Below are 20,592 nucleotides of genomic sequence, written 5' to 3'. Positions count from 1 at the left end.
GGGCCTTGTACCTTGCAGAACTTGAAGAAACCGGGGGTGCATTGGTTTCGACGGGGGTTGTGAAGTCGCCTGGCGCATGCCGAGGGGGTAGCTTTCCTCGTAAATCCAGCTGCAAAACTCTAGTTGCCAACGACGACAACTACGCTCTGGCCGCTTAAGGCCTAAGCCTCGAAACCGCTTGTGTCCATGCTCGCGGTGTAGAGTCACTATCATGGAATCGCGCTGGACGGCTGCCTGTCAGTCCGGCACTAGAACACAACAGGCTGGTTCCCGGATGCGCTTTGCGCACCGTGCTGTTCGGGGACGAGATCCAACGGTGAGCTAAGCATGTAGTGCTGGGGATGGAGTGCCTTCGGACGGCGGTTCAATTCCGCCCACCTCCACCAACGAACGGTTCGTCAAGGACCGGAGAAGCCCGGAAACCCCCGCATCACAAGGGTTTCCGGGCTTTTTTATTGTCCGCCGCAGACCGGGGCAATCCGTTTCAATCCACGAGACGGTGGGGGTATATCAAGGGGTATCCGACCGCACCCACTGAAGCGATACCCCCAATGCCTCTGACCGACGCAGCCATCAGGCGCGCCAAGCCCAGCGACAAGCCGCAGAAGATCACCGACGGTGGCGGCCTGTACCTCTACCTCACCCCGACCGGCGCACGCAGCTGGCGCTGGAAGTACCGCATCGCCGGCAAGGAGAAGCTGCTGTCGATCGGCCTGTACCCGGATGTCTCCTTGGCGCGCGCCCGCGAGGCCCGCGACGAAGCCCGCCGACTGCTGGCCCGAGGCGTCGACCCTGGCGCGCAGAAGAAGGCCGCTGCCCTCGCCCACTCCGCCCTTGGCTCGGACAGCTTCGAGACCATCGCTAATGAGTGGCTGGCCACACGCCCATGGGTGCCCAGCTATGCGGAGAAGGTCGAAGCCTGGATGAAGAACGATGTGTTCCCTTGGATCGGGTCACGCTCTGTGGCCGACCTCACCGCACCGGACTTCCTCCGGGTGGCCCGGCGCATTGAGGAACGCGGCGCGATCGAATCCGCGCACCGGATCATGCAGAACTGCGGCCAGATCATGCGCTACGCCGTGGCCACTGGCCGCGCCGAGCGAAACCCGGTTGCCGACCTGAAAGGAGCGCTCGCGCCGCCTAAGGAGGCCCACCATGCGGCGATTACTGACCCCGGGCAGCTGGGTGGCCTGCTGCGCTCCATCGAGGCATACAGCGGATCTGCCATCACCCGCGCGGCGCTGCGACTGGCGCCGCTGGTGTTCCTGCGTCCTGGCGAACTGCGACATGCGGAATGGGAGGAATTCGACCTCGACGCGGCCGTGTGGACCATCCCTGCCAGCAAGATGAAGATGCGTGCCGCACATTTGGTGCCGCTGTCCAGGCAGGCGCTGCAGATCCTGGAGGACATCAAGCCGATCACCGGCCGGCACAAGTGGGTGTTCTCTGGCGCCCGCGATTCCAAACGCCCGATGTCAGAGAACGCCGTTACCGCAGCGCTGCGCAACATGGGTTACGACCGCACGATGATGACCGGCCACGGCTTCCGCGCGACGGCTCGCACCATTCTGGACGAGGTCCTGCACTTCCGCCCGGACATCATCGAGCACCAGCTTGCTCACGCGGTGAAGGATCCCAACGGCCGGGCCTACAACCGCACATCGCACCTGCAGGAGCGCGTGCGGATGATGCAGGTCTGGGCGGATTACCTCGATGGTCTGCGCGACGGCAACGTGGTGAAGCTGCGGGCAGGATGAGGCCTACACGCCCCGCCGCATCTGCTGCAGCCCTGCCCTCACCCACGCCTTGGTGCGGACGTCCCTCGCTCGGGGTTTCGTCTCCGCTGGCGGCTTGCGCGGTTCAAGCGCCGCCTTGATCCGCTCTACCTCCTTCGCCCCAGCCTCGGCCAGGCGCCAGGCCTGTTGCTGCTGCTCGCGGGTCGGCGGCAGGCCGGGCAGTGGCGGCGGCGGCTGGGTCGGGGTGCTGTCGGTCAGCCGGGCGACTGCCTGGCGCAGGGGCAGATCGGGATAGAGCCTGGCCGCACACCAGCGCTCGGCGTACCGCTTCGCCTGCCGGACGTTGGCCGCGCGTACTTCCTTCACCTGCCACATCTTCTGGCCTTCCATCCACAGCCGGACCCCGGGACCACCGTCGGGCGTGACGCTGGCCGTCTCGCGACCGTTGTACCAGAGCGCCCAGCGCTCGCCGGTCTGGACCCAGCCAGAGGGGATCGGGGCGGTGCGGAAGCCTTGGTAGCCGTGCGCGGGAAGCATGGCAGGAAAGATACGACCGACTGTCGCAGATCCTGCGATAGCCGGACTGGTACCTCATCCAAGCGCCAAGCTGAACAGATGAATGAACGAACGATCCCTCGCGGCTAGACGCCAGCGCTCCCATGCCGCCCCTTGAATTTATATCTATACGAATATAACATGAACACGCCTGTCAATTCCGGCAGGCGTGTCTATCCCAAACAGGAAGAAGGCATATGAGAACCATTCCCATTAACGTTAAGGAAACCCGCCACAATGAAGCACGAAGTAGATTCAAACGATAACAGCAATAGCAAGAAGCCCCTCGAATTGGTTTTCGTGGGGAGGGCAGAAAAGGAGTTGAAGCAGGTTCTTCAGGATCTGCCGAAGCGCAGGGCAAAGCAGGTCATCAACTGCATTGAGTACCTGCTTGCACGCCAGCCACCGAATTTGGAAATTGGACATTTGCACGTGTCCAAGAATCAAACGGCAATGGCAATGAAGCTTCAAGGCAGTCCCGCCGTTCGCGTGGTGTTCACCACCAAGGAAGACGGGAAGCTTCACATCTTGCATGTCTGCAAAAAGACCGCCGAAGGCACCGACCAAGCGCTGATTCGTACGGTTGAATTGCGACTGAAAGCACTGTAAGTCCGGAGGCGGCGCTCGTCAGAGCGCCGCCTTCTTTACTTCCATGTAGAAGGGAGCCGAAACGTTCGATGGATTGAACGTCGACTCAATCTTGTATCCACTGCGGATGAGCATGGCCAGCAAGGCGTCAATGGAGAACTTCTCCAGCCTACCCCGGAAAAGATTACTGATTCGTGGCTGGCTCACCATGAGTCGATCTGCTACTGCGGCTTGTGTAAGCCCTTCCTCGCGAGCGAAAGCCACCAGGGCAATGGCGAGCTTCGCCTTCAGGGCATCAATGTTGAACTCGACGGGATCGTCGCTCAACATTTCAAATAAATTCTGACTGTTCATAAATTCGTGACTCCCGAAGGGGGCGAGAGTTCTGCTCTGCGAAATTTCTGTCGCGCTGAGACGGACGATTATAGCTGTACGGATAAGACAGTCAACATCCGGAGTCGCTTTTTATGAGCACCGAATGAACGAGTTCATTTTTCTCTATCTATTCAGCTACGCCGCCAGACGGTGCTCGTAGAACGGGTGCCGCTTGTCGTCGAAGATCCTGTAGAGCGCGGCCAGTTCGCCCGGATCCGGATTGAGCCAGGCGTCCACGTGTTCGGGCTTGATGTTGATGATGGTCCGGTCGTGGCCGGCGGCGGCCACCTCGGGTTCGGGGTCGTCGGTGATGGCAGCGAACGACAGCAGATCCGGCTCTTTGCCGGCCGGGTCCTTCCAGTGCGACCACAGGCACGCGACCAGCATCGGCTCGCCCGTGCGCGGGGTGAACTGCACCACCTGGTTCTTCCCGTCCGACCCCTCGACGTTCTAGTAGAACGTGTCGACCACCATCAGGCCGTGGGTGTGTCCGAACGCCGACACCCAGAACTTCTCCAGGCTGTCGCGCCGTGCGTTGTAGGTGCCGGGGAAGCGCTGGTCGTATTTGGCCGGCTTCCCGGCCAGGCGGCAATGGTAGAGCATCGGCTTGATGACCAGCTTCCCGCCCTCAGAGACGATCACCGGGGCGTAGACGCCGGGGAAGATACGGCTGTCGCGATCCTTCGGCTCGACGCGCTGCAGGTCCGCCAGCCGCGCCTTGGCCCGCTCGATCTTGTTGCCGGCAATCCGAACGTCCTCGCGGGCCTTCTTCGTCTGCTTCACCTGCAGCGCGCGCTCGGCGTCGGCCAGCCGCTTGCGGTTGGCGAACAGCTCCCGTTCCAGGATGGTGGCCTCGGCCCTGTTCCATTGCTCGACCTCGGCCCACACCGCCAGCTCCGCCGGGCTCGCCCCGGCCCGGAACGCGTCATCCATGGCCTTCGGCGTCTTGGGCCGCTTCGTGCCCGGGTCGTGCGCGTAAAGCGCGGCGAACTCCTGCAGCGACAGGGTGGCGCCGGTCATCCTGACCAGCTTCTGATAGGCGGCGGTGATTTGGGCGGAATAGCACATCGCCACGCTCTGCCGCCGCATTCCTTCAAGCACCGTGACGACAGTGACGCCCCCGGAGGGGCGTCTATGAGCGATTTTCAGGTAATCCGATCAGAGCCAGATGTAGCCGATCAAGCCGTCGTTGACCTTGTAGGGCTTGTTCTCGCAGTTCACATCAAGCGTGTCGAAATGATCAACCCATGTGCTGCTGAATCCGCCGCGCTGGCAACGGTAGAGAGGGACAGTTCCAGGCAACTGCGTTGACGCGATGTAGCCGGTGATTGGAAAGGTGGCGTCCTTCATATGCCCTTCGCAATTGGGGTCGACGGACGTGAACCTATTCATCCAGTTATTATGAACACAGCCGTAGAGCGTATGGCCGCCCGCGAAAGGGTAGTACGAGATAAAGCCCAAGACACCTTCGCGGTAGCCTGGATGCTGCGTGGAAGGGCTATTCAAAGGCCTTACAGAGAAAGTGTCCTCCCTCCAGCGCCAGCGTTCCAGCTCGACCAGCTGCACGCCAGCGGGCAAATCAGCCGCTTGAGCATTCGCCTCGGCAAGAATCTTCGGAGAGCCCCCCAGGTAATCAACTTCCTGCGCGTTAGCACCAAATGCCAACGAACCGGCCAAGACTGCCACTACAGCGATCATCTTCTTCACATCTACTCCTTTTCCAGAATGGACGTCCATATTTCCAGCGGGCGTCTTGCCCGCACGTCGATTCTAGAGCAGGAGAATTTTTGCCACCGAGACATAGATCGTATTTGGCGTGCAACACGACCAGGTTCGAATGGCGACTCGCCAATGCCTCTCGGCGCCTTAGCCGAACCCAAGAGGCACCTCGGTCAGGTCCACGATGAAGATCGTGGCGTTCTGCGGCCCCATCGTTACACCGCCTACCGGGAAGGTGTTGCTGATCAGGGTCAGCTGGACCGTCTGCAGCCGGGACATGAAGATTCGGTTGTCACTGGTCATGTGGAAGTAGTCGGCTGTCATCGTGCAGCCGTCCTGCGTCGGTGAGCTGTAGTAGAACCGTGGCGATGGAATGGCGATGCCAATTCTCACGCCCTGGAAGAACTGGCCGACCTCTACGGGTGGGCCAGCTACGGTAGGCAACGCCACCACCTGGAGCACGCGCAGGCCCTTCCGCCGCGAAAGGTAGAAGACCGTGCCGTCTTCACCGCGCATGCGCAGCCTAACCGGCCCGCTCGCCGCCAGCTCGGCGGCACTGAAGGTGTAGTACTCCAGCGTCTTGTTGGGTGCGGGCTCTGGAGGCGTACACGTCGCACCTTACGCCGCTCTGAACCAGAGTGAATCCCGACGTAGTTGCCACGCTGTCGTTGATGTAGCGGCAGACGTGGAGATTCGTCGTTCCGTTCGTTGAAGCCAGCACCCCGCTGGGCGACCAAGACGCAAACGGCGGCGACCGGGCCGTGATCGCAGGCAACCTTCGCCGCGCGCCGATACCTGCGCGACAAGGTGGACGACATCGACCTGCAGGCAATGGGGATTGCGGCGTGAAACAGCTACCCTTTGTCCTCGCTCCCGCCATCTCCGCCCCCATCCAGCCCAGGGTGCGGACTTACTTCACCGGTCCGGACGCCGACGAAAGTCGCAAACTCCTTCGCAAATTCCTCGCTCAGCCCCAGCAACCATCGAAGCTGCTGTCGCAGCAGAGCGAAATTTTCTCCGTCCCCTGAGTACCTGAACTGGCCGCCGTTGGCCATGGTGGGATGGATCACCCGGGGAGCAATGGTGGCTGCAATTTCAGCCAGGGTCCTTCCTCCCCCAATTAGAGTCGCAAGATCTGCCCCAAGGCTGTCAGGAAGATTGTGGATTCGCTCCTCCACCCTTTCAGCTCCCGGCAGAAGGCTTCTGGATACTCCCTCCAGAACCCTGATCACCTGCTTTCCATTGGTGATTTTTTCGGGAGCGTTCCAGCTGATCGCATCCTCCCACGCAGCAGCCAGCGCGTCCAAGTGAGCAGGAAGCGCCGCCACTTCGTACAGCAGCAGCCGACCGATGATGCGTGCGTTCTCCTCTCGGAGCTTTACAGCTTCGCCGTGCTGCTGAGCAGCGATCTCCGTTGCCTTCTCAGCGATCTCCGTCGCTCGTTTCGACGTTCGATGGGCCAGCACCGCCACGAAAGTAGTCGCGACTGCCGCGCCTAGGCCTACGACGACAGCCGCCCAGTCAGCAGCGTTACCCCAATCAACCGCGAGCGGGCACATCGCCATCGCTTTTTTGCCCCTGTCCATCATGGAGCCGATTCTGCCATGACCTACATCCATCCGAACGATCGGGTCTACGCGCTGGAGCGTGCCGTAGCCGCCGCTGTCGCCCAGGGCGAGGACCGCAAGGTGCAGGACGCCCTGCGCGAGATCCTGGCCGAAGCCCGCCGCGAGGCCCGGGGGTGAGCGGCTTGGCGCTGGTGCCGGCGCCGGAGGATCCGGGCATTCCCGCCCGAATGCGGCAGCCGACGAAGGACGCCTATCGGCAGTGGCTGGCCCAGGTCAACGAACGCATCGAGCAGCTGCTGGCCGAGGTGGCCGAGCTGCGCGCCCGCGGCAGCGCCAGCACCACCCGGCTTGGTCGCCGACCTGGTAACGGCCGCAACTGCCCTTGAGCACCACGAAACGCTGCGCAGCAGCAGCGACGGAACCATCGACTGCTGGCGCACGCACGTTGAGCAGCTGCGCGCCGAACTGACAGGAGCATCCCGTGACTGATACTGCAACCATCAAGATCTTCGCCGTTACCGAGTCCGAATGGTGGATGGGCACGGACCTGGATTCCGTGGTCAAGGCCGCCCAGGAAGAGTACGGCCTGGGCGACGACGACGTAGCAGATGCCGTGGAGCTGGTCGACTCCGACCTCGATTCGCTGAACTTCTGTGACAGCGATGAAGATGGCCGGCCGACCGGCCATAAGCGCACTTTCCGCGAGCAGCTGGTCATCGAGGTCGCCGCCGGCGGTTCCTTCCCCCGTCTGTTTGCCATGGAGGACTTCTGATGGCTAACGGCTCCCGCGACCCAGAGATCCGCGTTGCACGCAAGACCCGCCCGATGCTGGTGGCCGACCTGTTCTGCGGCGCCGACGGCCTGTCCAACGGCACCGCCCGCGCCATGCGCCAGCTGGGCCTGCCGGTCCAGATGATCGGTGTGAACCACTGGCCAGTCGCCATCGAGACCAACCGCCGCAACCACAAGGAACATGCCGACCGCATCCACTGCGCGGACCTGGAATCGGCACTGCCGCTGACCATCGTTCCCGAGGGCAGACTGGTCCTGCTCACCGCAGCACCCTCCTGCGTGTTCCACAGCCGCGCGCGCGGCGGCCGACCGGTGCACGACCAGCGGCGCATGGACCCCTGGCACGTGGTGCGCTGGTGCACCGAGCTGCGCGTCGCCCGCGTGCTGGTAGAGAACGTGCCGGATTTCATGGACTGGGGCACGTGCAGCCTGGTCACGGGCCGGCCCATCAAGTCGCGGCGCGGCGAGTACTTCCGCGCATGGGTTGCCGCACTGGAGGCCGTGGGCTTCAAGGTCGACTGGAAGGTCGTCTGCTGCGCCGACTTCGGCGAGCCGACCACGCGCCGCCGGTTCTTCCTGATCGGCCGCAGCGACGGCAAGCGCCTGTCCTGGCCGGAGTTCACGCACGATCGCGTGGGCGGTACACCGCCAAGGGCGGCGATCAGGCGCTGGCTGTGCCGCTGGTGGCCCCGTACTACGGCGGTGGCTCAGGCCTGACCGCTTCCTCGGTGAGTGAGCCGGTGCTGTCGGTGACCACCAAGGCTCGCTTCGGCCTGGCCGAGCCCGTGTTGATGCGCGCCGGGCACGGCGACAGCGACGGCCGCAACCCGGTGAGCCGCGTGCTGGACGCTGATGCGCCGATACCGGCGCTGACCGGATCGAACGAGATGGCTCTGGCTGAGCCCATCGTCATGCGCGGCAACGTCGGTACCGGCCGCACTGGCGACATGCGCCCGGCCAGTGAGCCGATGCCGACGATAATCCATGGCGCTGGCCGAGCCGTTCACCATGCCTGTGACCCACCACGGCGGCGAGCGCGTGCGCGGCGTCGATGAGCCGCTGCCGACCATCACTGGCGCCAACCGCGGTGAGCTGGGCCTGGCTGCCGCTGCAGCAGACGTGGCCGACGACGTCCGCATCGACATCAACTACCGGATGCTGCACTGGCGCGAGCTGGCACGGGCCACGTCGTTCGATGACGAGGGCGAGGTCTACGACTTCGCCGGTAACGCCACCGAGATCACCAAGCAGATCGGCAACGCGGTACCAAACCGCACGGCGAAAGCGTTGGTCATGGGACTGATGAGGGGCGCAGCATGAACGCATATCATCAGGAAATGCACCGCAGCGGCAGCGGAGAACGCTGCCATCAGCTAACCGTCGTCAGAGACGTTAGCGACCTTGGATGCCAAGACGACAACACACACTGGCCAATCGAGAGCCCTCCTCATTTCCATCGGCCAGCGTCATTGGTTTGCGTGAATGGCTCAGTCTTGGAGTGGCACAAGCTGCTTGCCAATCTTGAACGTCGGGATCGCCTGATCCACATTCTTCACGACCTCGTCGAAGTAAAAGCAACAAAGTTCGAAGGTAATTACGTACTGCTCAATCGTTGTTGCGTCGAACAACCCTTCTTCGTGCGCCGGGACATAGCTTTTCAAAGTCCCAAGACAGGCATCGAGCGAAGCGATCGAGATCCTCACACTTCTGAGACTGTGAGCACGGGGAAGAACTGGCAAGGGAGAGCTAACGACATAGCGAGTGACCAAATCAAGACTATCCGTGAAGTCGTCAAATCCTTGCGCTTGCGAGAAGCTCATGCGAATGCCTTGGAGAGCCGTGTGGATGCTGGTGAGAGACAGGAGAGAGCCTCGCAGCGCGATGTCGGCGTCAGTGAGATCAGCGGCTTCTCTCAATTTGAGCTCCCTGCGAAACTGCCTAAACGGAAGCAACACAGCAAAGAAGGTCACAATTGCCGCTGCCCACCCCCCCATTGCGGCAATCGCTGCCCAATCGAGGCGGCAGAATGGGGAGAACGACATGCAAGGGACCAAGACCTCTGCAGCGACCATCTGACCATCTCCATATGGTGGTGGCGGAATTGTGCCACGAAGGTGGGCCATGCCTGATCAGCCTCTCACCATTACCTACTGCGGGGTCCGCCGAGTGCTGGCCCGCATGTCGGGGGTGGACCTCTCCAAGGCCAGCAACGGAACCGTGCGCGAGTGGGAGGCCCGTGGCCTAGCGCTGATCGAACTCTTCCGTGGGAACCGGGCCGAAGCCGAAAGGATCATGGCCCCTGTATCGAAACGCCGCCGCCGCTGCACCACTCTGGCCGCCGCCGGCGCGCCGAAGGAGGAAGCATGAACGAAAGTACCACAGTTACCCCACCCGCCTCCTTCGCCGCGCCGAGGTCTTGGCCCGGGTGGGCATCGCAAAGTCGACCCTGTATTTGCGCATTTCGGCCGGAACGTCCTGAAACCGGTCCACTTGGGTAGCTCCGTTCGGCGGGTCGAATCGGAGATCGATTCCTGAATCCAGGACCGCGTCGAGCAACGCGACCAGACGGGCGAAACCGGGGGTATGGATGGGGGTATCGCTGACGCCGTATAGGCACCGGCCCACACAGTACAAAGGCCTGAGGCGCAACTGCGGTAGAGCCCACTTCCACCATCTGTATGGCCTGTCGAGGCCGCAAGAAGCCGGATCTCCCGTCAACTGGGGTTCCGGCTTTTTTGTGCCTGCACGTCGCGCAGGACGTGTGGCGCATAATCGGGATGACACCGCCAACACAACAGTCCCTCCATCCGCGACCGCCAGAAGGATCTGCCATGAAAGCCCCCCTCGCGATGTCCCTGCTCCTCACCGCGCTCGCCGCCGCCCCAGCCACGCACGCCGCCGCCCCGGCCATCGCGCCGCCCGGCAACGCCACGCTGGAAGCGCTGCTGGCCTGCAAGGCGGGCTCGGATTTCAGTGCGGCCGACGCCATCGATGCCCTGCAGGCGGCCGGCCTGGCCAAGAAGCCGGGCGGCACCTTCGAGCCGGAGCACAAGCCGGTCGCGCTGTTTGGCGGCACGGTCAACAGTGCCGATGTAGACGTGGCCGAGGGCGAGAAGAGCCTGTTCGTGTACTTGAACGGCGTCGATCCCAAGCGCCTGGCCAGGGCTTGGTCGGTGACCGAGGTCAACGAGCATGCCAATACCGAGGAACCTTCGTACGTGAAGCGCATCGACAAGCACCACACACTGCACGTGATCGCAGGCGACGACTACGAGGGCTATTCGGCGGCGGTGAAGTGCCAGATCAGCCGCTGATGGCGTAGCCGACGCTACAGCCAGCGTGGCACGCGATGACGGTACTGCGCGTACGCCTCGGGAAAGCGGGCCATCAGTGCCCGCTCCTCCGGCAAGATCTGCAGCCAAGTGATGTACGCCAGGAACAGCGGCACCACCAGCAGCGCGATCAGGTTCTGCAGGTACACCATGGCACCAAACAGGACCAGCGCCTGGCCGAGATACATCGGATTTCGGGTGCGGCGGTAGATTCCGCTGGTAACCAGCGCGCTCGACGCCGAAGGTCGCAGAGGATTGACGGTGGTACCGGCGCGCCGGAAAGAGACCTTGGGCAGCAGGTTGAGCACGACACCCAGCGTCACCGTCACCCCTGCCAGCAGAACAGGCATCGGTACCCGAAGGTGCAAACCCGGCCACAGCCAGCGTGCTGCAAAGCCTGCAGCGGCGAACAGCAGCATTACCACGGGCGGGGGAATGCGGGTTTCCAGCCAGGCCATCGCGATCACCGTGTCCTTTCCATTCGCCGCAGTGTCACACGGAAATGGCTGAATCGCCCCAAGCGGCCAGGCGCAAACCGACCGTCCGGTAGATTCCGCTTTGACAGGCCGGCCGCTAGAGTGGCGCCACCGCGCAGGAGGATCGCATGGCTACCACGGGCTTGGGCTTCATCGGCCGCACGACCCTCATCTTCACCGTGCTGCTCACCCTGGGCGGCTGCGCGACGCTGCGCCAGTTCGGGCCGTCGGTGCAGGTTGCCTCGGTCACGCCCGGCCAGTACATCGCGCTCAAGCGCGGTGACATCCTGACCTCCGGCAAGCTCAGCGCGGCGACCATTGAGACCCTGCGCGTGGCCGGGCTCGATGAGGGCGTCTGTGCCAAGCCCGGCCTGCCCTGCATCGAGGCCATGGAAAGCAGCATCGTGGTGCGCGAGGAAGACAAGCGCTCCAGCCTGGCCGAGTTGTGGCTGCAGTATGCGATGACCCTGCCGGCGCCAAAGCGCGAGTACTCGGCATCCGGCCGCGCCAAGACCGCAGTCACCGAGCTGGATGCCGACTTCCAGCCACGCCTCGATGCGTGGATGCAGGTCGCGCGCCAGGCCTATGCCTATCTGTTCTTCACCGAGCGCACCCCCAACCAGCGTGGTTTCGAAGACCGCCAGACCCAGGTGCGCGACTACTACAACCTGGCGGTGCAGGAAGCCTCGGTGCAGCTGTACAACGCGTATGCCACCGGCCGCGTGCACGGCCAGGCCAGCCATTTCCAGCTGGGCCGCTGGACCTTCGTGCTGGCCCCTTCAGACCAAGCATCGGCGCTGGACCAGCGTACCCCCAGCGAGCTGGTACCCGCCGCCTCGCTGTCGTTCACCGGTACGCTGCGCAGCGTGCATCGCCGCGATGGCTTCGGTGCCGAGCTGGTGGCGGTGATGGACGACCCGGCCGGCAGCACGGCCACCACGCCTCGGGCAGCGGCGCAGGCAACGCAGGCCAGCACTTCGGCCACGCAGAGCTGGAGCGAGATGCCCTCGCCATCGATGACGGTGCTGCTGCGCTTCTCGGGGAACAACCTGTGGGAGGTGCTGCACGATGACGAGCCGGAGCTGGAGATCCACGATCCCTACCAGGTTTCGGAAGTGACCCTGCACGGCCAGCAGGTGCCACTGGCGGCCAACTTCACTGCCGGCTATGCGCTGTGGCTGGCCCGCTCCAACTTCAGCCGACAGTCGTTGCGCACGCTGTTCGGTGGCAAGGGCGGCATCGACACGCCGCATCTGTACATGATGCAGCCCTACGACCCGAACCGCCGCGTGCTGCTGATGATCCATGGCCTGGCCAGCAGTCCGGAAGCCTGGGTCAACGTGGCCAACGAACTGCTGCGCGACGACGAGATCCGCCGGGAGTTCCAGGTCTGGCAGTTCTATTACCCGACCAACATGCCCATCGCGATGAGCCACGATGCGATGCGCCACACGCTGACTGAAGTGTTCAAGCACTTCGACCCCAGCGGCAAGGCGCAGGCCTCGCATGACATGGTGCTGGTGGGGCACAGCATGGGCGGGGTGATCGCACGGTTGATGATCTCCTCCTCCGGCGACCACCTGGTCGACACCCTGCTGGCCACCGCGCAGATGACGCCCGCCCAGCGCGAACTGCTGCGCACCAAAGGCGCACCGGTGCTGACCTTCCTGCCAGAACCGGAAGTGTCCCGCGTGGTGTTCATCGCCACGCCGCATCGCGGTACCGACGTGGCCGGCACCCGCCTCGGCCGGTGGATCGGCCGGCTGGTGCGGTTGCCACTGACCGTGCTGGAAGACGTCGCCACCATCGCCAACGACGGCCAGATCGACCGCAATGACGGCAAGCACGGCTACCAGATGAACAGCATCCAGAACCTGGACAAGGACGACCCGTTCGTCCGCGCCGTGGCTGACCTGCCGATGTCACCGAAGGTGCACTACCACTCGATCATCGCCCGCGCCAAGGCCGATGGCCCACTTGAGAAGACCGATGACGGGCTGGTGCCCTACTGGAGTTCGCACCTGCCGCACGCGGATTCGGAGAAGGTGATCGTGTCCGGACACAGCGTGCAGGAAGCTACGCCGGCCATCGTCGAGCTGCGGCGGATCCTGCATGAGGACATGCAGGCACACGGGCGAACGGGAAAGTAAGCCGCCGTCCCGACAGATCAGGCACCGGCCGTACGCCGCGAGAACGTGCCATGCAGCGCCGCCGGAATCGCAAAGCCCTCCATGCGCACCTCGGGCCGATAGTCGGCGCTGGGGGTGAAGCGGAACTCGCGTGCCAGCAGCGCGCACAGCAATACCAGCTGTGCATTGCCGACCGCCGATCCCACGCAGGAACGCGTGGGGAAGCCATAAGGCACATAGATGCCGGCGGTACGCTTGCGCCGTTCGGGCAACCAGCGATCGGGATCGAACTGCAGCGGGTCATCCCAGTACTTCGCCGAGCGGTGCTGGATGAACGAGCTCAGCTCGAAGACCGTACCTTCGGCGATGGCCTGCCCTTCCACCTGCAGATCGCAGGCAGCCACCCGGCGGTTGTTGAAGGGCGTGGAGTACAGCCGCATCACTTCCTTCAGGAAGCGCATCGTGCAGGGAATCCTGGCCATCGGCAGCGCGTGGATCTCCGCCTCCGAGAGCGGCGCGAATTCCTCCTCGATGCGCTGGCGCCAGTGTGGATGCATCTGCATCGCCAGCAGCAGGCAGGCGGCCATCATGCCGGGCACGCCGGAAATGGCGATCAGCTGCACGGTGACCAGGTAGGTGACCTTGTCCAGGCCGATGCGCTCTCGCAGGCTCAGCAATGACTGCGCGTAATCCAGCGCCGAACGTCCGCTGCGGACACGGTGCTTGAGTTCGGCGGCAATCGCCCGTGATTCGGCACGGCCGATGAGGAAGTTGCGCAGCAGGTGGCGCCGATGGATGACCTGCTCGACCTGGGTGGTGTAGCGCAGATGCAGGGCGCGTTCGATGGCTGCGGTGCCGCGGGCATCGAGCCCGTCGATCACCAGCGGGATCAAGGGATGGGCCATCACTTTCCACACCGCCGGCGTGGCATCCAGCTCGCGCCCGCACAGTGCGTCCAATGCCTGCCGCATGCGCGACTGCAACGCCTCCAGAGTCTGTGCACTGGTGAGTTCAGCACTGCGCGTGGCAATCAGGCTGCGCACTTCGGTCCAGCGCACGCGTTCGTGCCGGCGGAACAGGTCGGCCAGCGACTCGACCACGAACAGGTGCTCGGAATTTTCCTTGTCGACCTTGCCGGCAAGCTCCGGGCAGAACACCCCAATTCCACCGGTTTCCAGCTTCAGCACCGGCCCTTCGCGCTCCACGCGCGCAGCCAGGCGCTCGGCAGCAATGGCGCTGCCTTCATTCGACATCCCTTGCATGCAGTGCGTCTCCGGCAGGAAGGGACTCGAAAGACGAGTCCCTTCGTCTTGCTACCGCTCAATCGCGGGTTTGGCTGGCAGGATCAGAATTCGACCCACAGCGGCCAGGTATTCCACACGCTGCTCTTTTCGTTCGGATGAATATTCAGAGTGACGCGCAATGCTCGGGCGAATCTTTTCATTTTCATTCCTTTGCTTGCTGTGTGGTTATGCCGGGATTATCCCGGCACTGGCTAGATAACACGACATAATCCCACTGTCCAACCGGCCGGGTGGCGCGCTGCAGCATCCGGGTTGCGGCCGATTGAGGGGAATCCCTCATCGCGCCTGCGCACGCAGCCTCCTATGCTGGGCTCACTTTCCCCCAACGGAGGTCTGCATGAACACGCAAGAGCCCAGCCGCCAGCCCAGCCCCGATCCGGCCGAGCGCGATGCCTTCTTCCCGTCGCCGTATTCGCTGTCGCAGTTCACCTCGCCCAAGAGCGACCTGTCCGGCGCCGACTATCCGGATGCGCGCCGCGATGGCCGCTGGAAGGTGCTGATGATCGCCGCCGACGAGCGCTATCTGCCGACCGCCAATGGCCACCTGTTCTCCACCGGTAACCATCCGGTGGAAACCCTGCTGCCGATGTACCACCTGGACAAGGCCGGCTTCGACATCGACGTGGCGACGCTGTCCGGCAACGCCGTCAAGTTCGAATGGTGGGCCTTCCCACACGAGGACAGCGAGATCGGCGCCCTGTACGAACGCTACCAGGAACGCTTCCGCCAGCCGTTGCAGCTGGATCAGGTGGTGGCCGGCCTGGGCGCCGATTCGGACTACGCCGCCGTCTTCATTCCCGGTGGGCACGGCGCGTTGATCGGCCTGCCGGAGAGCGCGGCGGTGAAGGCCGCGCTGCAATGGGCCATGGCCGAGCAGCGCCACATCATCACCCTCTGCCATGGCCCGGCGGCGCTGCTGGCGGCGGGCGTCGACGACGCCGAGGGTGCCTCGCTGTTCCGTGGCTACCGCATCTGTGCCTTCCCCGACGCAATGGACCGGCAGACACCGGGGATCGGCTACATGCCCGGGCAGCTGCGTTGGTTCTTCGGTGAACGGCTGGCCCAGCAGGGGGTGCAGATCGTCAATGAGGGCATCGATGGCAGCGTGCTGCAGGATCGCCTGCTGCTGACCGGCGACAGTCCGCTGGCCGGCAACGCGTTGGGCAAGCTGGCCGCGCGTACGCTGCTCGACGCGCTGGCGGGGCGCTGAGCCAATGCCTGCGCTGGTGCCCGCGCTGCTGGAACTGGAACAGGCGCGGTCATTGCCGGCGGTGGGCGGCGTGCTGCGCGCCGCCGCCTCACCATTGGGCTACGACCGCCTGTTGGTGTTTGCCACCGGAACCGGGCTGGAGCGCGATGCACAGCGTGTGTACTGGATTGAAGGTGACTGGTTCGGCGACGGCAGCGATAGCGGACTCGCCCGCTACCTGCACGCCTGTCCGGTCAACCGCCATGTGCTGGACAGCAACGCGCCGTTCTTCTGGAGCAAGCGCCACGGCGCGCGTGGCGAGCGCTACCAGGTGGTGAAGCAGCCTCGCGGCGATGGCCTGCATGGGTTGCAGGTGCCGGTGTTCGGCCCGACCGGTCTGGAGGGTGCGGTCAGTTTCGCCGGCACCTCGATTGATGCGTCCGCCAGCGCGCGCCTGCTGCTTGAAATGGTCGGCACGTCAGTCTTCCGCGCGGCGCGGCGGCTTGCCGAAGCGCCGGCCGACATCCGCGCGGGCGCGCTGAGCGCACGCGAACGCGAGGTGCTGCGCTGGGTCGCCGCTGGACGGCGCCAGGCAGAGATAGCGGCCACGCTGGGGCTGTCTGCGCGCACCGTTGAGAACCACCTGCGGCGAGCGCGGCAACGGCTTGGCGTGGCCACCACCGCGCAGGCAGTGCGCGCGGCAGGCCGCCGTGGCGAGATTGAAGACTGATCAGGATGGAGGCGCTTCCTGCTGCCTGATCAGCGTGCGGCATACGCCCTGTGCATCTGCGCGATTGCAGAAGGCAGGCGACGGGATGAGCTACGACCCGTGATCGCCGGTGCGCGGTCCACCGGGCGGGGCGTTCATCGCCCGCCCGGCATCCGCGAGCCACCCATCCCTGCATAACGCTGCCCTCGCATTCGTGGCATGCTCTGTGAAACCGTTTTCATGGAATGGAGGGATTCCACGATGTTGTCGCGTTTCCGTCGCCCCGCGCTGTCTGCGCTGCTGGCGCTTGCCCTGCCTCTGACCAGCGCCTGGGCCGCAGCCCCTGCGCCGTTGAAGGTGATGTCGTTCAATGTGCGCACCCCGGCCGATACCGAACCCGGCAAGCGCTGGCCCGACCGTCGCGATGCGATGGTGAAGGTCATCCTCGACGCGCACCCAGCGGTGATCGGTACCCAGGAGCTGGTGCAGGAGCAGGCCGATTACCTTGCCCAGCACCTGCCCGGATACCGCTGGTTCGGCGAGGGCCGCCGCGGCGGCAGCGGCGACGAGCACATGGGCGTGTTCTACGACAGCAAGGTGCTGGCGATCGAGGAATCAGGCAACTTCTGGCTGTCTGATACGCCCGATGTGCCCGGCAGCATCACCTGGGGCAACCTGTATCCACGCATGGTCACCTGGGCGCTGTTCCGCCGCATCGATGACGGCCGCCGCTTCTATTTCATGGATACCCACCTGCCCTACCGCGACGAGGACGAACCACGCCGGGTGAAGGGTGCCGAGCTGATCGGCAGGCGCGTGGCCGGCCTGGCGGCCGACCTGCCGGTGGTGCTGACCGGTGACTTCAACAGCGAACCCGGCGGCGACACCTACAAGGCATTCACCCGCGTACTGCACGACACCCGTGCCCAGGTGAAGACACCGCAGGGCCCGCGACTGACCTTCCACGATTTCACTGGCAAGGCCACCGCGCAGCTGGACTGGGTGCTGGTGCGCGGTTTCCGCGCGCGCAGCTTCCTGACCGATGACCGCCGCATCGATGGCGTGCTGCCATCGGATCATTTCCCGCTGGTGGTCGAACTGGACTGGCCGAAGCACTGACCCCGCACGGCAGCCGCAGCTACAGCGGCGGCTGCCGCGACAGCAGGCGATACAGGGCCTGATGCTGATCGCGCGCCTGGCAGATGCGGGCCCCTATCGCCAGGAACACGGCGACGCCGATCAGGCCCAGCCCCAGCATCGAATCCTGCAGGCGCAGGAAACCGACCGCTGCGGCCATCGTCGCCAGCACCAGCAGCACCACGACCGCCACTGACAGGCCCGCACCCGGTGGACCCGGATCGCCGAACAACATCCGTTGGGTATCCCGCCTTCCGTCCGCCATTGCCTGTCCTCCCGAGTGCCTGACCCACTAGTTACACGGCGAGCCCGCAATCCGGCAGAGTCAGAAACGTCACGAAGGTGAAGACGTACGCGGAATGCACCGCGCTACCCTGCCGCGTACCCCTCGAACTGCGGAGCAGCACATGGCACACCAGAGCCGGCTGGCAGGATTCATCATCGACTGCCAGGACCTTCCCGCCGACGAAGGCGCCCGTTTCTGCGCCGCCGCGCTCGGTCTGCAGGCACAGGCGGCGCGTGCCGAAGGGGGGCCGAGTATGCCGACCTGCTGGGCGCACCGGCGGGCCTGGACGTTGAAGTCCAGCGGGTCGATCATCCGTCACGGGTGCATCTGGACATCGAGAGCGACGACATCGATGCCGAGGCCGACCGCCTGGAGAAGCTCGGCGCGCAACGGATAGGCTTCGTCAAGCGCTGGTGGGTAATGGAAGCACCGACCGGCCATCGCTTCTGCATCGTGCGCATGCGCGAGCGCGAGGTGCCGGCCAATCAGTGGCCCTGAAAGAGCAAGGGGACGGAAGCCACGGCCTCCGTCCCCCCGGAGTCACTGCACCTGCGCCACGCTCGGTTGCTGCGGTGATTGCCCCCAGCCTCCGAGCGCCTTGTACACGCCCACCACGCTGACATTGACCTCGGACTCGGCCGCCGCCAACGCATCATCGGCTGCCAGCTGCGTGCGCTGCGCATCCAGCAGGGTCAGGAAGTCCTCCGAGCCCTCGCGATAACGGATCTGCGCCAGCGATTCGGCACGCCGTGCCGCCTGCGCCTGCTCGACCACGATCGCCAACCGTGCCTGCTGCTTGGAATAGCGGGTCAGCGCGTTCTCGGTGTCTTCCAGGGCCAGCAGTACCGCCTGCTCATACTGCGCGGCCACGCCTTCGGCTTCAGCCTTGCTGGCGCGCAGGCGTGCACGCACGGTGCCGAAGTCGAATGCCGCCCAGCTCAGCGATGGGGTCAGCGACCAGGCCTTGTTGTTGCCATTGACCAGGCCGCTGGCATCGCCACCGAGGAACCCGACGAAGCCGGACAGCGACAACCGCGGGAACAGGTCCGCCGTGGCCACGCCCACGCGTGCGGTCGCAGCCGCCAGGCGACGCTCGGCCACGCGCACGTCGGCACGCTGGCGCAGCAGTTCGCGGGTATCGCCCAGCGGCAGTGCCTTGGCGAAGGCCGGTACGTCGTGCGGCGCGAGCATGTCAGTCAGCACTTCCGGGCGCTGGCCGAGCAGCACGGCCAGCCGGTTGCGCGACTGCGCCTCGGCCACTTCCAGCAACGGGATGTCAGCCTCGATCGCCTTCAGGCGGGCACGGCTGCTCTGCACATCCAGCTCGCTGCCTGCGCCCAGCTGCCAGCGTGCCTCGGTCAGCTTCTGCGTATCGCGCAGGTTTTCCAGCGTGTGCTGGGCCACCGCGATGCGCTTCTGCGTACCGCGCAGCTCGAAGTAGTTGCGCGCCACTTCAGCGGCGATCAGGACCTGCGCATCGGCCAGGTTGGCCTGCTCGGCACCGAGGTCGGCGCGTGCGGCTTCAGCAGCACGGCGCTTGCGGCCGAACAGATCCAGCTCCCAGCCGGCGTCGAAGCCGAGCTGGTAGCTTTCACTGAACACCCGCTGCCCACCCAGCTGCGGATCGGGTTGCTTGCGGCGGTCGTAGCTGCCGCCAGCGGTGACGTGCGGAGCCTGGTCGAGGCGGCTTTCCACGAACACCGCGCGGGCCTGGCTGACGCGGGCCACGGCCACGCGAAGGTCCAGGTTGTCCGACAGTGCGCCGTGCACCAGCTGTTCCAGCACCGGATCATCGAACTGCGCCCACCAGCTGGCGACCGGCGAAGCGGTACTGAACACCGGCTGCTGTGCACCCTGCAGGACCACCGGTTCCTGCACCGGGGCCTTGTAATTCGGGCCGACGCTGACACAGCCTGCCAGCACCAGGCTGGAGACGGCCACCGCCAACGTGCGGATCACCATGGCAGCACCTCGCCCAGGTAGGTGAAGCTGCCGCTGGCGCCGGATTCACCGATCAACGCCATTTCCACGCTGGAACGTGCGCCTTCGCTGATTTCGATTTCGCCGTTGCCGCCGTTCATGTCGGTCTTCACGTAACCCGGATGCACGGTGTTGACCTTGATCGGGGTATTGCGCAGTTCGTAGGCCAGACTCAAGGTCCAGCTGTTCACCGCCGCCTTGGAGGCATTGTAGGCCGGGATCTTGAAATCGTAGATGCCCGACGCCGGGTCGGCGTGCAGGGTCTGCGAGCCGAGCATGCTCGATACGTTGACGATGCGCCCGGACTTGGCCTGCTTGACCAGCGGCAGGAAGGCCTGGGTGACCGCCACCAGCGCATACACGTTGGTATCGAAAGTGCGCTTCCAGGTATCGAGTGACTGTTCCGACGGTGCCTGCGCCGGGTTCTCGATCATGATGCCGGCGTTGTTGACCAGGATGTCGAGACGACCATGGCGCTGGCGCACCTGCTCGACCGCTTCGGCGATGCTGGCCGCGTCGGTCACGTCCAGTTGCAGGGCTTCGACCGGCAGGCCTTCAGCCTGCAGCTTCAGTGCCAGCTCCACGGCGGTCTCACGCTTGCGACCGGCCAGCAGCGTGTGCACGCCAGCCTGGGCCAGCTGGCGCACAGTTTCCAGGCCGATGCCACGGGTGGCGCCGGTGACCAGCGCGATCTTGTTCTGATGGGTGTTCATGGAT

Annotated in this window: 24 protein-coding genes, 1 other RNA gene and 2 pseudogenes; 15 read left to right on the top strand and 12 right to left on the bottom strand. The window is 64.6% G+C overall.

Annotated elements, in window-relative coordinates; genetic code table 11:
- Nucleotides 1-32 precede the first annotated feature (32 nt).
- Nucleotides 33-386: a transfer-messenger RNA gene (gene ssrA / locus PEM_RS06465) on the top strand.
- A gap of 165 nt (nt 387-551) precedes the next feature.
- Entirely contained in the window at nt 552-1,757 is a 1,206-nt protein-coding gene (locus PEM_RS06460) for an integrase arm-type DNA-binding domain-containing protein (protein WP_111128292.1), read from the top strand.
- Between the two features lie 3 nt (nt 1,758-1,760).
- Here the strand turns inward: PEM_RS06460 and PEM_RS06455 are convergent, their stop codons facing one another.
- Nucleotides 1,761-2,273, bottom strand: coding sequence for a hypothetical protein (locus tag PEM_RS06455; protein WP_111128294.1), 513 nt, complete (start codon nt 2,271-2,273; stop codon nt 1,761-1,763).
- A 255-nt stretch (nt 2,274-2,528) separates the two neighbouring features.
- On the opposite strand from PEM_RS06455, the gene PEM_RS06450 reads away from it, so the two are divergent.
- Complete coding sequence (locus PEM_RS06450) at nt 2,529-2,900, top strand: type II toxin-antitoxin system RelE/ParE family toxin (protein ID WP_111128295.1); 372 nt, start codon at nt 2,529-2,531, stop codon at nt 2,898-2,900.
- An 18-nt stretch (nt 2,901-2,918) separates the two neighbouring features.
- On the opposite strand, the gene PEM_RS06445 is transcribed toward PEM_RS06450, so the two are convergent.
- The 5 genes and pseudogenes from PEM_RS06445 to PEM_RS06425 all read right to left on the bottom strand — a co-directional run bounded on the left by PEM_RS06445 (nt 2,919) and on the right by PEM_RS06425 (nt 6,562).
- Nucleotides 2,919-3,233, bottom strand: coding sequence for an XRE family transcriptional regulator (locus PEM_RS06445; RefSeq protein WP_099475748.1), 315 nt, complete (start codon nt 3,231-3,233; stop codon nt 2,919-2,921).
- Nucleotides 3,234-3,389: 156 nt separating this feature from the next.
- Nucleotides 3,390-4,322, bottom strand: a pseudogene (locus PEM_RS06440) (SOS response-associated peptidase family protein).
- Between the two features lie 90 nt (nt 4,323-4,412).
- Entirely contained in the window at nt 4,413-4,961 is a 549-nt protein-coding gene (locus PEM_RS06435; RefSeq protein ID WP_111128297.1) for a hypothetical protein, read from the bottom strand.
- Between the two features lie 159 nt (nt 4,962-5,120).
- Nucleotides 5,121-5,489, bottom strand: a complete 369-nt coding sequence (locus PEM_RS06430) for a hypothetical protein (protein WP_111128298.1) — start codon at nt 5,487-5,489, stop codon at nt 5,121-5,123.
- 338 nt (nt 5,490-5,827) lie between these two features.
- Nucleotides 5,828-6,562 carry a hypothetical protein gene (locus PEM_RS06425; RefSeq protein WP_111128299.1) on the bottom strand — a complete coding sequence of 245 codons (735 nt, stop codon included), beginning with the start codon at nt 6,560-6,562 and terminating at the stop codon, nt 5,828-5,830.
- 15 nt (nt 6,563-6,577) lie between these two features.
- Here PEM_RS06425 and PEM_RS20240 point away from each other — a divergent pair, with 15 nt between their 5' ends.
- From PEM_RS20240 to PEM_RS20445, 5 genes are all read left to right on the top strand, one after another.
- Entirely contained in the window at nt 6,578-6,718 is a 141-nt protein-coding gene (locus PEM_RS20240; RefSeq protein ID WP_162911579.1) for a hypothetical protein, read from the top strand.
- The gene (locus tag PEM_RS20235; RefSeq protein WP_146257593.1) at nt 6,715-6,927 is read left to right on the top strand and encodes a hypothetical protein; all 213 of its coding nucleotides are present in this window, start codon (nt 6,715-6,717) and stop codon (nt 6,925-6,927) included. Before PEM_RS20240 ends, PEM_RS20235 begins: the two co-directional genes overlap by 4 nt.
- Nucleotides 6,928-7,022: 95 nt before the next feature.
- The gene (locus PEM_RS06420; protein ID WP_111128301.1) at nt 7,023-7,313 is read left to right on the top strand and encodes a hypothetical protein; all 291 of its coding nucleotides are present in this window, start codon (nt 7,023-7,025) and stop codon (nt 7,311-7,313) included.
- Complete coding sequence (locus PEM_RS20450) at nt 7,313-8,050, top strand: DNA cytosine methyltransferase (protein WP_240431592.1); 738 nt, start codon at nt 7,313-7,315, stop codon at nt 8,048-8,050. Before PEM_RS06420 ends, PEM_RS20450 begins: the two co-directional genes overlap by 1 nt.
- Before the next feature lie 267 nt (nt 8,051-8,317).
- Nucleotides 8,318-8,653 (top strand): DNA cytosine methyltransferase, encoded by a 336-nt coding sequence (locus tag PEM_RS20445; RefSeq protein WP_240431591.1) that lies wholly within the window; start codon nt 8,318-8,320, stop codon nt 8,651-8,653.
- A gap of 167 nt (nt 8,654-8,820) precedes the next feature.
- Here PEM_RS20445 and PEM_RS06410 read toward each other — a convergent pair whose 3' ends face one another.
- On the bottom strand, nt 8,821-9,375 hold the full coding sequence (locus PEM_RS06410) for a hypothetical protein (RefSeq protein ID WP_146257594.1): 555 nt from the start codon (nt 9,373-9,375) through the stop codon (nt 8,821-8,823).
- 79 nt (nt 9,376-9,454) lie between these two features.
- On the opposite strand from PEM_RS06410, the gene PEM_RS06405 reads away from it, so the two are divergent.
- A complete protein-coding gene (locus PEM_RS06405; RefSeq protein WP_111128304.1) occupies nt 9,455-9,700 on the top strand; it encodes a hypothetical protein in 246 nt (81 codons plus the stop codon).
- Nucleotides 9,701-10,164: 464 nt separating this feature from the next.
- Nucleotides 10,165-10,647: a hypothetical protein gene (locus tag PEM_RS06395; RefSeq protein WP_111128307.1), complete on the top strand. Its 483-nt coding sequence runs from the start codon at nt 10,165-10,167 to the stop codon at nt 10,645-10,647.
- Nucleotides 10,648-10,661: 14 nt separating this feature from the next.
- Here the strand turns inward: PEM_RS06395 and PEM_RS06390 are convergent, their stop codons facing one another.
- A complete protein-coding gene (locus PEM_RS06390) occupies nt 10,662-11,123 on the bottom strand; it encodes an isoprenylcysteine carboxylmethyltransferase family protein (RefSeq protein WP_111128312.1) in 462 nt (153 codons plus the stop codon).
- A gap of 146 nt (nt 11,124-11,269) precedes the next feature.
- Between PEM_RS06390 and PEM_RS06385 the strand changes: the two genes are divergently transcribed.
- Nucleotides 11,270-13,291 (top strand): alpha/beta fold hydrolase, encoded by a 2,022-nt coding sequence (locus PEM_RS06385; RefSeq protein ID WP_119706081.1) that lies wholly within the window; start codon nt 11,270-11,272, stop codon nt 13,289-13,291.
- A 17-nt stretch (nt 13,292-13,308) separates the two neighbouring features.
- On the opposite strand, the gene PEM_RS06380 is transcribed toward PEM_RS06385, so the two are convergent.
- Nucleotides 13,309-14,532, bottom strand: a complete 1,224-nt coding sequence (locus tag PEM_RS06380) for a cytochrome P450 (RefSeq protein WP_240431590.1) — start codon at nt 14,530-14,532, stop codon at nt 13,309-13,311.
- Nucleotides 14,533-14,911: 379 nt separating this feature from the next.
- Here PEM_RS06380 and hchA point away from each other — a divergent pair, with 379 nt between their 5' ends.
- From hchA to PEM_RS06365, 3 genes are all read left to right on the top strand, one after another.
- A complete protein-coding gene (hchA, locus tag PEM_RS06375) occupies nt 14,912-15,784 on the top strand; it encodes a glyoxalase III HchA (RefSeq protein WP_053499139.1) in 873 nt (290 codons plus the stop codon).
- A 4-nt stretch (nt 15,785-15,788) separates the two neighbouring features.
- On the top strand, nt 15,789-16,493 hold the full coding sequence (locus PEM_RS06370) for a PA1136 family autoinducer-binding transcriptional regulator (protein WP_111129083.1): 705 nt from the start codon (nt 15,789-15,791) through the stop codon (nt 16,491-16,493).
- Between the two features lie 240 nt (nt 16,494-16,733).
- Nucleotides 16,734-17,591 (top strand): endonuclease/exonuclease/phosphatase family protein, encoded by an 858-nt coding sequence (locus tag PEM_RS06365; RefSeq protein ID WP_005416166.1) that lies wholly within the window; start codon nt 16,734-16,736, stop codon nt 17,589-17,591.
- Between the two features lie 19 nt (nt 17,592-17,610).
- Here PEM_RS06365 and PEM_RS06360 read toward each other — a convergent pair whose 3' ends face one another.
- The gene (locus tag PEM_RS06360; protein WP_049414598.1) at nt 17,611-17,874 is read right to left on the bottom strand and encodes a hypothetical protein; all 264 of its coding nucleotides are present in this window, start codon (nt 17,872-17,874) and stop codon (nt 17,611-17,613) included.
- A gap of 142 nt (nt 17,875-18,016) precedes the next feature.
- On the opposite strand from PEM_RS06360, the pseudogene PEM_RS20580 reads away from it, so the two are divergent.
- Nucleotides 18,017-18,393: pseudogene (locus tag PEM_RS20580) on the top strand (VOC family protein).
- Nucleotides 18,394-18,435: 42 nt separating this feature from the next.
- On the opposite strand, the gene PEM_RS06350 reads toward PEM_RS20580, so the two are convergent.
- Both PEM_RS06350 and PEM_RS06345 read right to left on the bottom strand, forming a co-directional pair.
- The gene (locus tag PEM_RS06350) at nt 18,436-19,857 is read right to left on the bottom strand and encodes an efflux transporter outer membrane subunit (RefSeq protein WP_119706080.1); all 1,422 of its coding nucleotides are present in this window, start codon (nt 19,855-19,857) and stop codon (nt 18,436-18,438) included.
- Entirely contained in the window at nt 19,851-20,588 is a 738-nt protein-coding gene (locus PEM_RS06345) for an SDR family oxidoreductase (protein WP_005416162.1), read from the bottom strand. Before PEM_RS06345 ends, PEM_RS06350 begins: the two co-directional genes overlap by 7 nt.
- Nucleotides 20,589-20,592: the final 4 nt, after the last annotated feature.

Source organism: Stenotrophomonas sp. Pemsol (assembly GCF_003586545.1).
In the GTDB taxonomy this organism is placed as follows: domain Bacteria; phylum Pseudomonadota; class Gammaproteobacteria; order Xanthomonadales; family Xanthomonadaceae; genus Stenotrophomonas; species Stenotrophomonas sepilia.
Note: the sequence above shows the minus strand (reverse complement) of the source record. Positions and strands in the feature narration are given on the sequence as shown.

What these genes read in the sequence shown, in the direction of transcription:
- PEM_RS06460 (WP_111128292.1), top strand. Translation starts at nt 552, where the DNA reads ATGCCTCTGACCGACGCAGCCATCAGGCGCGCCAAGCCCAGCGACAAG.
- PEM_RS06455 (WP_111128294.1), bottom strand. Translation starts at nt 2,273, where the DNA reads ATGCTTCCCGCGCACGGCTACCAAGGCTTCCGCACCGCCCCGATCCCC.
- PEM_RS06450 (WP_111128295.1), top strand. Translation starts at nt 2,529, where the DNA reads ATGAAGCACGAAGTAGATTCAAACGATAACAGCAATAGCAAGAAGCCC.
- PEM_RS06445 (WP_099475748.1), bottom strand. Translation starts at nt 3,233, where the DNA reads ATGAACAGTCAGAATTTATTTGAAATGTTGAGCGACGATCCCGTCGAG.
- PEM_RS06430 (WP_111128298.1), bottom strand. Translation starts at nt 5,489, where the DNA reads ATGCGCGGTGAAGACGGCACGGTCTTCTACCTTTCGCGGCGGAAGGGC.
- PEM_RS06425 (WP_111128299.1), bottom strand. Translation starts at nt 6,562, where the DNA reads ATGATGGACAGGGGCAAAAAAGCGATGGCGATGTGCCCGCTCGCGGTT.
- PEM_RS20240 (WP_162911579.1), top strand. Translation starts at nt 6,578, where the DNA reads ATGACCTACATCCATCCGAACGATCGGGTCTACGCGCTGGAGCGTGCC.
- PEM_RS20450 (WP_240431592.1), top strand. Translation starts at nt 7,313, where the DNA reads ATGGCTAACGGCTCCCGCGACCCAGAGATCCGCGTTGCACGCAAGACC.
- PEM_RS20445 (WP_240431591.1), top strand. Translation starts at nt 8,318, where the DNA reads ATGGCGCTGGCCGAGCCGTTCACCATGCCTGTGACCCACCACGGCGGC.
- PEM_RS06410 (WP_146257594.1), bottom strand. Translation starts at nt 9,375, where the DNA reads ATGTCGTTCTCCCCATTCTGCCGCCTCGATTGGGCAGCGATTGCCGCA.
- PEM_RS06405 (WP_111128304.1), top strand. Translation starts at nt 9,455, where the DNA reads ATGCCTGATCAGCCTCTCACCATTACCTACTGCGGGGTCCGCCGAGTG.
- PEM_RS06395 (WP_111128307.1), top strand. Translation starts at nt 10,165, where the DNA reads ATGAAAGCCCCCCTCGCGATGTCCCTGCTCCTCACCGCGCTCGCCGCC.
- PEM_RS06390 (WP_111128312.1), bottom strand. Translation starts at nt 11,123, where the DNA reads ATGGCCTGGCTGGAAACCCGCATTCCCCCGCCCGTGGTAATGCTGCTG.
- PEM_RS06385 (WP_119706081.1), top strand. Translation starts at nt 11,270, where the DNA reads ATGGCTACCACGGGCTTGGGCTTCATCGGCCGCACGACCCTCATCTTC.
- PEM_RS06380 (WP_240431590.1), bottom strand. Translation starts at nt 14,532, where the DNA reads ATGCAAGGGATGTCGAATGAAGGCAGCGCCATTGCTGCCGAGCGCCTG.
- hchA (WP_053499139.1), top strand. Translation starts at nt 14,912, where the DNA reads ATGAACACGCAAGAGCCCAGCCGCCAGCCCAGCCCCGATCCGGCCGAG.
- PEM_RS06370 (WP_111129083.1), top strand. Translation starts at nt 15,789, where the DNA reads ATGCCTGCGCTGGTGCCCGCGCTGCTGGAACTGGAACAGGCGCGGTCA.
- PEM_RS06365 (WP_005416166.1), top strand. Translation starts at nt 16,734, where the DNA reads ATGTTGTCGCGTTTCCGTCGCCCCGCGCTGTCTGCGCTGCTGGCGCTT.
- PEM_RS06360 (WP_049414598.1), bottom strand. Translation starts at nt 17,874, where the DNA reads ATGGCGGACGGAAGGCGGGATACCCAACGGATGTTGTTCGGCGATCCG.
- PEM_RS06350 (WP_119706080.1), bottom strand. Translation starts at nt 19,857, where the DNA reads ATGGTGATCCGCACGTTGGCGGTGGCCGTCTCCAGCCTGGTGCTGGCA.
- PEM_RS06345 (WP_005416162.1), bottom strand. Translation starts at nt 20,588, where the DNA reads ATGAACACCCATCAGAACAAGATCGCGCTGGTCACCGGCGCCACCCGT.